The 12513-nt window shown below is 40.3% G+C and carries 17 protein-coding genes; 16 read left to right on the forward strand and 1 reads right to left on the reverse strand.

The window, feature by feature from the left end; all coding sequences use genetic code 11:
• The first annotated feature begins 375 nt into the window (after nucleotides 1-375).
• From CL181_RS12500 to CL181_RS12570, 15 genes are all read left to right on the forward strand, one after another.
• Nucleotides 376-681: a nucleotidyltransferase family protein gene (locus CL181_RS12500; protein ID WP_097299646.1), complete on the forward strand. Its 306-nt coding sequence runs from the start codon at nucleotides 376-378 to the stop codon at nucleotides 679-681.
• A complete protein-coding gene (locus tag CL181_RS12505; RefSeq protein WP_097299647.1) occupies nucleotides 674-1015 on the forward strand; it encodes a DUF86 domain-containing protein in 342 nt (113 codons plus the stop codon). Before CL181_RS12500 ends, CL181_RS12505 begins: the two co-directional genes overlap by 8 nt.
• Nucleotides 1002-1247 (forward strand): hypothetical protein, encoded by a 246-nt coding sequence (locus CL181_RS12510; RefSeq protein ID WP_097299648.1) that lies wholly within the window; start codon nucleotides 1002-1004, stop codon nucleotides 1245-1247. Before CL181_RS12505 ends, CL181_RS12510 begins: the two co-directional genes overlap by 14 nt.
• A 137-nt stretch (nucleotides 1248-1384) precedes the next feature.
• Entirely contained in the window at nucleotides 1385-2215 is an 831-nt protein-coding gene (locus CL181_RS12515) for a HEPN domain-containing protein (protein WP_097299649.1), read from the forward strand.
• Between the two features lie 106 nt (nucleotides 2216-2321).
• Complete coding sequence (locus tag CL181_RS12520; protein ID WP_097299650.1) at nucleotides 2322-3959, forward strand: ATP-dependent endonuclease; 1638 nt, start codon at nucleotides 2322-2324, stop codon at nucleotides 3957-3959.
• Nucleotides 3956-4189, forward strand: coding sequence for a hypothetical protein (locus CL181_RS12525; protein WP_097299651.1), 234 nt, complete (start codon nucleotides 3956-3958; stop codon nucleotides 4187-4189). The genes CL181_RS12520 and CL181_RS12525 overlap by 4 nt, the downstream gene beginning before the upstream one ends.
• A 57-nt stretch (nucleotides 4190-4246) precedes the next feature.
• A complete protein-coding gene (locus CL181_RS12530; protein WP_255251562.1) occupies nucleotides 4247-4498 on the forward strand; it encodes a restriction endonuclease subunit S in 252 nt (83 codons plus the stop codon).
• Nucleotides 4499-4545: 47 nt separating this feature from the next.
• Entirely contained in the window at nucleotides 4546-4827 is a 282-nt protein-coding gene (locus CL181_RS12535) for an AbrB/MazE/SpoVT family DNA-binding domain-containing protein (RefSeq protein WP_097299653.1), read from the forward strand.
• Between the two features lie 58 nt (nucleotides 4828-4885).
• Nucleotides 4886-5089: a putative toxin-antitoxin system toxin component, PIN family gene (locus CL181_RS12540; protein ID WP_097299654.1), complete on the forward strand. Its 204-nt coding sequence runs from the start codon at nucleotides 4886-4888 to the stop codon at nucleotides 5087-5089.
• Nucleotides 5090-5295: 206 nt separating this feature from the next.
• Entirely contained in the window at nucleotides 5296-5589 is a 294-nt protein-coding gene (locus CL181_RS12545) for a nucleotidyltransferase family protein (protein ID WP_097299655.1), read from the forward strand.
• 71 nt (nucleotides 5590-5660) lie between these two features.
• The gene (locus CL181_RS20475; RefSeq protein ID WP_176505206.1) at nucleotides 5661-6635 is read left to right on the forward strand and encodes a DUF1186 domain-containing protein; all 975 of its coding nucleotides are present in this window, start codon (nucleotides 5661-5663) and stop codon (nucleotides 6633-6635) included.
• 99 nt (nucleotides 6636-6734) lie between these two features.
• On the forward strand, nucleotides 6735-7508 hold the full coding sequence (locus CL181_RS12555; protein WP_097299657.1) for an ABC transporter ATP-binding protein: 774 nt from the start codon (nucleotides 6735-6737) through the stop codon (nucleotides 7506-7508).
• On the forward strand, nucleotides 7498-8250 hold the full coding sequence (locus CL181_RS12560) for an ABC transporter permease (RefSeq protein WP_097299658.1): 753 nt from the start codon (nucleotides 7498-7500) through the stop codon (nucleotides 8248-8250). The genes CL181_RS12555 and CL181_RS12560 overlap by 11 nt, the downstream gene beginning before the upstream one ends.
• A 28-nt stretch (nucleotides 8251-8278) precedes the next feature.
• Complete coding sequence (locus tag CL181_RS12565; protein ID WP_097299659.1) at nucleotides 8279-9304, forward strand: ABC transporter substrate-binding protein; 1026 nt, start codon at nucleotides 8279-8281, stop codon at nucleotides 9302-9304.
• A 4-nt stretch (nucleotides 9305-9308) separates the two neighbouring features.
• Nucleotides 9309-9704 carry a DUF1284 domain-containing protein gene (locus tag CL181_RS12570; protein WP_176505207.1) on the forward strand — a complete coding sequence of 132 codons (396 nt, stop codon included), beginning with the start codon at nucleotides 9309-9311 and terminating at the stop codon, nucleotides 9702-9704.
• On the opposite strand, the gene CL181_RS12575 is transcribed toward CL181_RS12570, so the two are convergent.
• Entirely contained in the window at nucleotides 9694-10389 is a 696-nt protein-coding gene (locus tag CL181_RS12575; RefSeq protein WP_097299661.1) for a HisA/HisF-related TIM barrel protein, read from the reverse strand. The two genes, CL181_RS12570 and CL181_RS12575, sit on opposite strands and share 11 nt — an antisense overlap.
• A gap of 188 nt (nucleotides 10390-10577) precedes the next feature.
• Between CL181_RS12575 and cooS the strand changes: the two genes are divergently transcribed.
• The coding region (gene cooS / locus CL181_RS12580; RefSeq protein WP_097299662.1) for an anaerobic carbon-monoxide dehydrogenase catalytic subunit at nucleotides 10578-12513 on the forward strand (1936 nt) is incomplete at its 3' end.

Consider the following 12513-nt stretch of genomic DNA (forward strand, 5'->3'; position numbering starts at 1 on the left):
TAACTTTGGGGCTATTACCTCGATAAAAGGTGGGCTATGGGCTCTACTCGACATAAAACAGCAGGTTAACATAAACACAGATGAACGCAGATACGCATAGCGGGATTTGACAAAAAAACCCGCCGCCAAAGGGCACAAAGCAGTGTAGTATGAACCTCTGTGTCCTCTGTGCTCTCCGTGGTTAATTGTCTTTTTCGCCCCGGCACATGAGCGTGCCGCCACAGCCTGTGCCTGCCGTTTATCTGCGGTCGAGCGGCGGCGGGGATAAGCATGGAATAATGAAGAATGAAGGAGATTGGCATACTCAGGATAAGGAAAAATCTATGCGATAGGTTGAATATATGAATAAGAAAATAATATACAAAGAGGTGAAGTATGATACCTGGAAAATCGTTTGTGGAAATAAAGTGTTTTTTTGATAAGAACAAGCTGCGCCTGAGGGAAAGATATGGTGTTAAGAACACAGGTATTTTTGGTTCTATTGTCAGAGGGGAGGAAACGCAGCATAGCGACATAGATATTCTGGTAGAATTTGAGGAAGGGAAGGAAACGTTCAAGAACTACATGGGTCTCAAATTCTTTTTAGAGGATACCCTGAAAAAAAAAGTTGACCTTGTAATTCTCGAAACCCTGAAGCCGCTGATCAAAGATGACATCTTAAAGGAAGCAGTATATGTATAGGGAAACAAAGCTGTATCTTAATGATATTTTAACTTGCATAGAGCGGATACAAGAATATACAGATTCTCTATCTTTTGAAGAGTTCTCCGCTGATAACAGGACAAACGATGCAGTTGTCAGAAATCTTGAGATTATTGGGGAGGCTGCTAAAAATATACCTCCTGAGCTTCGATCTAAATATGGTTACGACTGGAGAAGCATCGCGGGTCTGCGAGATATTCTTATTTACGAGTATTTTGGTGTGAGTAAAAACATAGTTTGGGATATTATTCAAAATGAGCTTCCAGCACTGGAACAGAAAATAAGGGAGATTCTGAAGAATGAAGGGCTTTGAAGATGCTGGAATCCACGCTCCTGCTCCGGCAATTGATGACGATAAAAAACCGCAGATGAAGGCGGATGAACGCAGATACATTCCTATAACGAGATTTGGCGAAATAATCCACCACAAAGAGCGCAAAGCAGCGCAGCAGGAATCTTTGCGCTCTTTGCGGTTAAAGGTCTTTTCCACCCCGGCGCGTGCGCCGCCTGCCGTTCATCTGCGGACGAGCCGCGCGGGGGGATGAGAATGGAGGGCGGCAGGATGACAGAGATAGGGGAGATGCCGGAGAATTGGTTCGGGAATGTTGATAGAAAAAATGACGCTAACTTATGACTACGAAACTGCAGAAATGTGCATTAATATCGAAATATGGGATTATGTATGCTAAGAACTGATCGAATTCATTACGAAACATTCCAGTATAACATTGGAAAAGCCAAGGCACTTATAACAATTCAAGATACTCTCGATAAGCTTGTTGAAGGAAAATTCAACTTCAGCCAAATCTTTGAAAAACTAGGAAAGGATATTTTACAAGAAACCGAGGGAAAGATTCAGATTAACGAAGAACTTACAAAAAGGATGGAAGAAAGAATTAAAGACAAACAAAAAGAAATAAAAGAGTCGATAAAGTCGCTTGAGAATATTTTTGAGAGTCTTCAAACTGTATATGAAAGGCCTCTTTACCAAGAGGCAGTTGTCATAATTGTTGGTTCTTTTGAGACATATCTAAAAGATACGGTAGTGACATTAGTGGCAAAAAATAAATCCGTCGAAGATAAGTTCTATAAAGAACTGAAAGATTCATTGAACTATTCTAAACTACGAGAATCTGGTTATGATTGGGAAAATCTACTTGGACATTTGGTTGCTGAAAAGTTTAACTTTTACGATACACAACAGATAAATGAGTTATATTCTCGAATTCTTAAAATTGATAACATTTTCAAAAACAAAAGTGTCAAAAAACGTATTCAAAACTTCATCAAACTTCGTCACTTGATAGTTCATAAATCGGGAATTGTGGATAAAAAGTTCAAGAATGAGACCCAAACAAAGGTACCCCTAGATGTGCCATATCCAGTAGAGAAAAAATACGTTCTCGATATGATTCGTTCGATTTCTAAGGTTGTTGAAGATATTGAAAAAAATATCCGTGAAAAAGAATTTTCAAAGAAAGAAAAGGGTGTAGGCGTTGAACAAACTAAATGATACGGAGGTTGGGATGGTGTGGGAGGAATGGGAGGTACTTTACAAAATTGAGGGGGAAAACAAAAAAGATAAACAAAAAAATATTTTTGAGAAGGGTGACTATTAGATGAAAATTGAAAAAATTTGCATTAGAAATTTTCGCCCTATTGGCGAGCAAGATTTAGAGTTAGCACTTTCAACCAATTGTTCAACCTTTATAGGTGATAATAATGTCGGGAAGTCATCAATTTTTGAGGCGATAAAAAGGATTTTAGAACCACAAATTGCTTGGGATAAGGAAGATTGGCATGCTGGTAATCAAAATAAAATAATAAAAATACGGCTTGAATATATTCTTGATGAGAATCAAATAAAACAAATCATTGAAATTTTGGAGCTTCCTCTAACAGTGACCAGCTTCAAAGAAAATTTTACTGACAAATTGACCTATGAATATGAATACGAATCAAGAAAAACATTAATCCTATCCTCCTTAATTTTCAAATTAGGTGAGTTGCAGATTGGGAAAAAAGGTCGAGGGGGTACTGCTTGGATTGGAGAATTGTATCAGAATCAGAGTCACAAAGAGGTTAGTTGGAACCAAATCATTCAAGATTTCAAATCACAAAAAAATAAAACCTTAATTCAAATAATCAAAGATCTTTTAGATATTAATAAGACTTCTTCAGTTCCAACTCAAATAGTTCTTAATGATAATATTCCTGAAGATATTCTCAAAATATTAAGGCAGAGTATAATTGTAATCGAAGAATTCAGAGAAAAACCGCAGAAAGCATTGGTTGATTTTCAGACATCTCCGACTGGTCGGGAACTTGCTAGCGTTTTATTCAACTTAAAGAATGGCAGACCTCAGCAAAAGGAAAAGTTTGAACAAATCAGACAAAAATTCCATAACCTTTTTCCTATTCTTGAATTAGATGTTCTAAGAGAAAACAACGAAATCAAAATACTTATACAAAAAGCAGGTATAGAATCTACGACCTTTTATTTGGGAGCAGGGATTTTAGAAACACTTCTTATACTTACTCACCTGATAGCTCACTACGACAAAGTTCTTTGTATAGATCATCCTGAGTTACACCTCCATCCACATGCACAAAGAGGTTTAGGCTCTTTTATAGAAGGAACAAAAGATGGCCAAATCCTGGTTATAACTCATTCTCCATACTTTGTAAATCTGAACAAAAATAGCAGTATTATAAGATTTGTTCAAAAAGAGGCACAAACAGAAACTATTGAACCGTCAAAAGATTATTTTACAGAAGAAGACTTTTTTAAGTTGGAACAATTTTTAGATATTGATACAAAAGAGTTATTTTTCGCACGAAAGGTTATACTAGTCGAAGGTCCAACCGAACTTGGAGCTTTACCAATTTTTGCTTCAAAAACTGGATACAATTTCGATGAAAATGGAGCGAGTGTAATTAATGTGGGCGGGAAGGAGACATTTGAATTTTTTGTTAAGTTGTGTGAAGGGTTTGAAATACCCTATTTCATTATTGCTGATAATGATGCTAGTGTGATAGTCAAGAAAATTAACGATCGATATCCTAATTGCAAATCGTATATTCTACCGGGTGATTTTGATGATCTTCTGCCGAAGGAACTCCGGGAAGAAGCCGTGAAATTTGTTGGAAAAAGTAAGCCTCGTGTCGGTAGATATGTGTCAAGAAAGATGTTGAAAGAGGGCATGGAAGTGCCAGAAGAGATTAAACAAATCATAGAGCAGGTGAGAAGTCTATGAATCCTGCTGTAAATCAAAAATCCAGCTACAAACTCAGCGAGCTTAGAGAAATACCTGAAGAATGGGAAGTAGTGAAGCTTCGGGATGAAAGGATTGCAGATTTGATTATGGGACAATCTCCCCTATCTTCAACTTACAATGACAAAGGAGACGGACTGCCATTTTTACAAGGTAATGCTGAATTTGGAGATACGTATCCACACCTATACATTCATGTTCTCAACCGATAAAAATCGCTGAGAAAAATGACATACTACTTTCAGTAAGAGCACCAGTTGGCGACGTAAATATTAACATCTCAAAAATTTGAATCACTATCAATGGGTTCAACATTTAAGGCAATCAGAAAAGAAGAAGTAGAAAACTTCCAAATCCCCCTCCCCCCTCTCCCCGAACAGCGCCGCATCGCCGAGATTTTGAGCGCGGTTGACAGGAAGCTGGAGCTTGAGCGCAGGAGGAAAGAGAAGCTGGAGAGGATGAAGAAGGGGCTGATGAATGAATTGCTGACGGGGAGGAAGAGGATGAAAGTGGAAGAATAAAATATTATGCAAAAAGTTTAAGTCTTACAAACAAGATATACCTTACTATGAATGAAACAATCGATATGGTCACCATCTCATCTAAAGGACAGATAGTGATACCCAAGAAAATAATGCAAATGCTCGGTTTGAAAGAACAGGATAAACTTCTGGTTTTCAGTAAAGGTGAAAACATACTTTTGAAAAGGGTTAAACCCGAAATATTTGAGAAAAGTATAAGGGATATTTTAATGCCCCTCAGGGAAAAAGCCGAAGCCAGAGGTTTGACAGAAGAAGACGTGGAAAAAGAAATCAAAGCGCACAGAGCACGAAAAGATAAGAGATGCTGAAATTTGTTTTTGACACAAACGTCTTTGTCTCTGCTTTGATGTTACTTTAGTTGAAGCCATTATTTCGTTCGCAGATGTCGTAAATCCTGAGATCAAAATAGATGCCATAAAAGCTGATCCGGATGATAACATGATACTGGAATGCGCTGTCACATCTGGAGCTTCCTATATTGTTTCAGGAGATAAGCATCTTCTTGATTTGAAAGAGTATGGAATGATTAAGATTATTACACCAAAAGCAGCCCTCGATTTATCGAAATGATACATATCATGTCTGGTAGGTCTTACCTGCTACTGATAAGAGGGACATTAAAGCACAATAAAGCTTTTGGAGTTCTTGAAGCACAATGATGGAACAAATATGTTACATATGGAACAAAGTTGATCCTTTGGGACTTTGTTGTATTGAAATATATGGCAAAAGGCATAATATTAAGATAAAATGTGGTTAATGATAAAGGTGAAATTATGAAAAGCAAAGAAGAAATTCTGAAAACCATGAAAAAAGAGCTCCCTTACCTCAAGGAAAAATTCAAAGTCAAAAGCATCGGCATATTCGGCTCTTACGCAAGGGGAGAGCAAACTAAAACAAGCGATATCGATATGCTCATTGAGTTTGATGCGCCGGTGGGTTTCTTTAAGTTCATAGATCTTGAGAATTATTTGAGCGAAAAGCTAAGAGCAAAGGTTGACCTTGTAACTCCAGATGCTTTAAAGCCTTTAATAAAACCTCAAATAATTGAGGAGTCTGTCTATGCCTAAAAAGAGAGATATCATGACGTTCTCTGGGATTGGTATAATGAACTTGGAAAATCAGGAAAAGAGGAATGAAAATGGGACCATATATAGATGAAGATTTTGCAGATCTAATAAAACAGGAAACTGAATATGAATGGGACGATTTAAAAAAAGGTCTTCCCGGATATCCGACAGCAGTATTGATAGAGATAATGGCCGAACTCGGGCTTTATGTAAATAAACAGCTTGCGCAGGAGATCGCAAAAAGGGATGATGCGGTTTTTTATCTCAGGAAATTGTTACAGGATGGCAAACACTGGCGCAATAATTACTATGGGGATGGTTGGTCTCCATTTCATTCAATACATATACTTGCACTTATTAAGAACAAAGAATCATTCGAGCTTTTACTGGATATAATACGATATCATGAAGATGATTTGGATGACTGGGTGACAGAAGAAGTAGCAAGCCTGCTGGTTGCTTTCGGGGAAGATTTCATTGAACCTATAAAGAAATTTACGATGGATGAAACCCTGGAGACTTTTGTAAGGTCAGCAGCAACATCGGCTCTTGTAGCATTGGGAAAAAAATTTCCAGAGCATCAGAATGACATAAAGCTGCATTTGAAAACGCTGCTAAAAAGCACTCAAGATGGCATATTCGCTGGTCTTGTTGCTGATGATCTTGCATCATTCCATGACCCTTCTGTAATGCCTGATATCCACAGAGCATTTGAGGATGGAATGATTGACGATCCTTTTGTGAAAGAAGATGACATCGAAGAGGTTATAAATGGTGTTTTTTCTGAGATGGATAAAGAAGATTTTAAGAGAAATACAAAAGATCCTCTAGACCATTTCTCAAGGGAAAATATTGAATGTCTTCATCTGGTAAAATATGAAGAAGAGGATGATGGATTTGAGGGCGACTCCGATATAGATGATAATTTCGAAGCTGAAGTGATTAGCTCATTGAAGAAAAAAGAAAAGATCGGAAGAAACGAACCATGCCCCTGCGGTTCAGGGAAAAAATATAAAAAATGCTGCATGGGCAAGGAGAAGTCATAAGAGCTCTTCGAATATTGGTTTTTAATTAACAAAAAGTTTTTTATATAGATATGTGTAACAGATAGATGAAGTAAGACCCCGGAATAATTGTGGGAAAACATGATCAAGGTAAAAGCCGAGGATATAAAAAAGGAATTTCCAAATAAAAGTGGCAGAGCAATGTCTGTTGCCCTTGGCGGCATAAACCTTGAGATCAAGGATGGTGAATTCTTCGCTATCGTAGGTCCAAGCGGCTGCGGGAAATCAACATTCCTTGAGATCGTGGCAGGTCTCATAAAACCAACATCCGGCAGCATCTATATCGATGGTGTTCGTATCAACGGTCCTGACCATAACAGAGGGATCGTGTTCCAGGGATATGCATTGTTCCCATGGCGAACAGTAATGGAAAACGTAGCTTATGGCCTTGAAGAAAAAGGAGTGCGAGGGTTGGAAATAAAGAAAATATGTATGGATTATATCTGCCTTGTTGGCCTTTCAGGTTTTGAAAACCATTATCCCCATGAACTAAGCGGAGGAATGAAGCAGCGTGTAGCGATTGCAAGGGCGCTGGCATACGATCCTGATATTTTGCTCATGGATGAACCGTTTGCAGCTCTTGATGCACAGACACGAGAAATCATGCAGGGTGAGGTGCTTCACATATGGGATAAAACAAAAAAGACAGTCCTGTTCGTGACTCATAATATCGAAGAAGCAGTTTTCCTCGCGGACAGGATAGCAATCATGTCAGGAAGACCCGGTGTTATAAAAAAGATAATTGATGTGCCGCTTTCCCGCCCGCGGCAGGAAGAACACAGGCTCACACAGGATTTCATTAGAATAAGACAAGATGCAGGAATTCTTGTAAGGGAGGAGGCGCATGGCATCTGAATATTTCAAAAAAAGTCTTGCCCTGATCACTTTTTTGATCATCTGGGAATTATTACCTGCAAGCGGGATAATAAGTAAAACTTTCCTGTCGCCCCCATCCGAAGTTTTCCAGGCACTGGTGAAGCTTATCGTATCGGGTGAACTCTGGGTTCACACAAGCATCAGCCTCCAGCGCGCTTTTACAGGATTTGCGCTTGCTGTGATCACAATGATCCCCCTCGGACTGTTGATGGGCTGGTACAAAGGTTTTGAAGAGATCTCGGACGGGTTAATACAGGCGATGCGTCAGGTATCATCATTGTCCCTGTTCCCGGTATTCCTGTTGTTCTTTGGAATTGGTGAATTTTCAAAGATCGCTGTGATATTCTGGGGCGCCCAGTGGCCGTTGCTGCTTAATACCATAAATGGTGTAAAAACTGTTGACCCCCTGTTGATCAAATCAGCACGCTCAATGGGCTCAAATGACCTGTCCATATTCAGGAAAGTAGTCCTTCCTTCATCGCTTCCCTCATTATTCGTTGGTTTGAGGCTTTCAGCCACTCATTCCCTGCTTGTGCTTGTGGCCGCCGAGATGATAGGTGCGACTTCAGGATTGGGATATTCTATCAAAAACTGGGAATTCAATTTTATGATACCTGAAATGTATGCTGCGATAGTGGTGCTTGCAGTTCTGGGGCTGATCACAAATTATTCTCTTGTATGGATAGAAAAAAAAGTAGTCAAATGGAAAGAAGAAATATAAGGTTGTTAAATGAAAACAGGTGTTTAAAATGAACAATAAAATAAAGATTCTGGGAGCAGTTATTGTTATAGCCATGATCGCTCTGGCAGGCTGTCTGACTGGTGAAAAAATCTCGCAAAAAGGTAATTTGACAAATGAAAAAGAAAATGTGGTTACAATACGTTATCTTTCATCGTCAGCCGTTGTCGAACCGTATGAGTTCGCAAGCGAACTCGGGTATCTTACGGGAATAAACATCAGTCGCCTGGGTACAAATACGGGAGGACCTGAGGATATTATGTCCGTAGCTACCGGAAGTACGGATGTGGGGCATTCCGCGTGGGTTTCGATAATTAATGCAAAAGTGCGCGGGGCGCAAATCCAGGCAGTCGCCGGACCAATGGGTAACTCACCTGAGGGCTGGTATGAGGGGACACCTTATCTATCCAGGTGGATAGTGCTTGAGAACAGCACAATCAGGAGCGCAAAAGACCTTAAAGGAAAGAAGATCGCAGTCCATACACTTGGCGCCCATGCTGAATATGTGACGCGCGAATATCTTTCGAGAAATAATATGTCAAAGGATGATGTGGAACTTCTTGTAATGTCTCACCAGGAGGAAGTTCTGAGGCAGGGGCTTGTAGATGTGGTCGCCCCTGTGGGAGCCCAGATCGACAGGATGGAAGCAGGAGGCGGTGTCAGGGTATTGTTTACTGATTATGATATAATAGGGAACCAGACCCACTGTGGCATGTTCATGTCCGAGAAATTCATAAAGGAGAATCCCCGGGCCGTGAAGCTGTTCGTGGAGGGAAGTGCAAAAGCGGCGGACTGGGCAAAAGATCATCCCGAAGAGGCCCGGGAACTTGCTGCCGAAATAATGAAAGACAAAGGCGGGAATCCTGACATGGCAAAATACTGGAAGGGTTTTGGCGTGAGAGAACATGCGCTTCTTCAGGATAGCGATGTGCAGTTCTGGATAGACTGGCTTGTGAAGGATGGAAGGATCAGCGAAGGGCAGTACAAGCCTTCAGATTTTTATACGAATGAATACAATCCTTATTTCAAGGGATGAGAGTTTGAAATTTGAATCTGAAAATGATCGCGAATCAAGATCAAAACTTCGCGGTCATCATCTCATTTGTCTTAATTTCTTCAGGGGTGAAGGCTACTCTGAAGATTTTATCAGAAATATCTATGAAGTCCTCACCAAAAAAAAAGTAGAAATAGTATCAGGGCCGGATGAAGTATGTGCAAAATGCCCGTATCTTAAAGATGAAAAATGCGCAAGCCATGAATATACGGATGAAACGATACTGGTCCAGGACAAAAAAGCGCTGGGATTGCTGGGTTTTGTTCCTGGTGAGATCGTTGATTGGAAGATGATAGCTGCTATAGTACCCGATATTCTGGAAGAATGGAAGGCGCAATTTTGTGAAGGGTGCGGATATAGAGAAGTGTGTTTCAATAAATGAGTTCTATCGGTATTTTGCCATTATGCACTGCAGTTGCTACAAGCGCGCCATCAATGCCCAATTCCTGAAGGACAACGATATCATCCAGATCCTTTACTCCGCCGCCAACAAGGATTTTGTGCGTTGATATTCCAGCCATTTCTTTTAAAAAATCCGTATTTATCCCGGTGCTTGTTCCCACTTTACCTAAATCCAGTATGATAATATCCTTCAGGTCAAATTCATTCAATTTTCTTATAAGTTCTTCAGGCCGCACATCCATTTTCAGATCTTTTGTCAATACAATCCCATTTTTCATATCCATACTCACATTGATACGTCCTGGAAATTGGATGGCTGCTTTTTCTATAATATCTAATGAAGCGGTTTCAGTGCCAATGATGACTGTATCTGCAATCCTTACACACTCACGGACATCGTCCATATTTTTTACGCCAATATCCACCATAGTGTTTGTTCGTTGGGAGATTTTTTCTATCACCCCAAAATTATCACCAATGTCCTGGATATGATCAAGATCGGCAATATACACTTGCGAAGGTCCAATTGTGGAAATCATTTCAAGCGGATCAGATGAATCGCAAATCCGGCTATTTTTGACAGGCCTGTATTTTGCCCGCTCGCCTCTCACTGCGTGCACTACAATACCATTAAGTATGTCCAGTACGAAGATAATTCGAAACATTTCTTATCAATTCCTGCATCCAATTTTCGACTATCTATTATAGATATTTTTCCTGTGTCCAACTCCTAAAATTAATCAATATGTTTTCGGTCAATAAAAGTAACTTCATAATAATAATAATTATTTTGAGCATTAAAATATTATAGCACCTATATAACTCATTAAAAACCTCTTCGTGTTGTGGTACAATGAAGAATGGAGAAATAAAAAACCCGGATAATGCAACCGATGAAATGATCAGGCACGCACATGTGCTGGGAATAGAAACCATTTTTCACAGGAATGGTAATTATGGTGCCGGGGAATGCAAGAAAGCAAAATGTAATTTTGGTTCAAGAGGAATATGCTGCAAGCAATGTATGCTGGGGCCGTGCAGGATCTCAGGCCGTTCCTTAAAGGGAACATGCGGTGCAAGTGCTGATACAATTGTGGCACGAAATCTTCTCATGATGATAGGAAGAGGTACGGCAGCACATTCATCTCATGCCCTGCATGTGGCATCAACGTTACTCAAGACAGTCAGGAACAATACATCATTCACGATAAAAGAACCGATAAAATTAGAATCGGTCGCAAGGAAAATCAATTGCACGGAAATCAATTGCACAAAACAGGGGATCAAAGCCATGGGTGCAGCTGTCGCAGAAGTGGCAATATCCGATATCATGGGAGATGAAAAATACATGAGATTTGCCAGATCGTATTATCCTCCTGATATTTTCGAAAATCTTTCAAAACTCGGAGTAATGCCCGGATCAGCAGGTAGGGAATTGCTTGATTCGGGGCATGAAACCTCTATGGGTACCATGGCTGATCCCGCAGGGTTCGTACTGCATGCAGCAAGGCTGGGAGTTGCTGATATTTCATCACTTATCATAAGTGCCGAATTACAGGATGTGCTTTTTGGCACCCCGAAAATATTTTCTTCAAAGATCGGGTTCAATGTGCTTGAAAAAGATAAAGTGAATGTGGTAATCCAGGGCCATGTCCCACTACTTTCAGAGAAGATCATTGAATTTTCCGATGATCCCCTGCTCCTTGAAAAAGCAAGATCCCTTGGTGCCAATGGCATAAATATAGTAGGCTGCTGCTGCACAGGGAACGATGCATTGATGAGACATGGGATTCCGATCGCAGGAAGTAATATTCACCAGGAACTTATAATTGCGACAGGACTTGCTGAAGCCGTAGTCGTTGATGTCCAGTGTATTTATCCCAATATTGAGAATGTTGCAAGGCATTTTCATACAAAGATCATTTCAACTATGAAAGAAGCAAGATTCAAAAGTGCGCAGCATATACCTTTCGATGAAGAAAATGCGGATGATGCTGCAAAAAGTATCCTGAATGCGGCGATTGAGAATTTCCCGAAAAGAGGACACAGGATCTTCCTGCCGCAAGAAAAGTCTCATGACCTGATGGCAGGTTTCTCGGTTGAGAACGTTCTTGGTGTTCTTGCTGCAATAAATCCGCAAGACCCGTTCAAACCATTAATAGAAAGTATAAAGTCAGGAGACATAAATGGTATTGTCCTTATGGCAGGCTGCATAAGCCCGGAAATGACCGAATCCAACCAGGTAATCATTGTAAAAGAATTATTAAAGCAGAACGTACTTGTTTTCTCAACAGGATGTTCTGCGCAGGCATGTGCAAGAGGGGGACTTCTTACCCCTGATGCTACAATGGAATTTGCAGGCGATAAATTAAAAGGAATATTGAGATCGCTTGGTGATATAGCAGGTCTTGGAAAGCCGCTTCCTCCTGTATGGCATTTCGGGAGCTGCGTTGACAACTCAAGGCCCATCATCCTGGCAATTGCACTTGCACAGAAGATGGGCATATCATTAAAAGATATGCCTGTAGCTGCGTCAGCTTCCGATTGGGTGGCTGAAAAGGCCGCTGCAATAGGAGCAGGCACCGTAGCGCTGGGTATTACGGTTCACCTGGGAAGAGCGCCGCCAATTCTTGGAGGACCTGAAGTTGTTACTTTACTGACCCAGAAATCAGAGGAACTCTTTGGCGCAAAGTTCATTATTGAAGAAGATCCGATAAAAGCATCGAAGCTGCTTCTTTTGCATATAGGGAAAGCAAGAGAAAAATTAGGTCTGTGCTCAAGTATTGGCA

It is taken from the genome of Candidatus Methanoperedens sp. BLZ2 (assembly GCF_002487355.1).
Lineage (GTDB): Archaea > Halobacteriota > Methanosarcinia > Methanosarcinales > Methanoperedenaceae > Methanoperedens.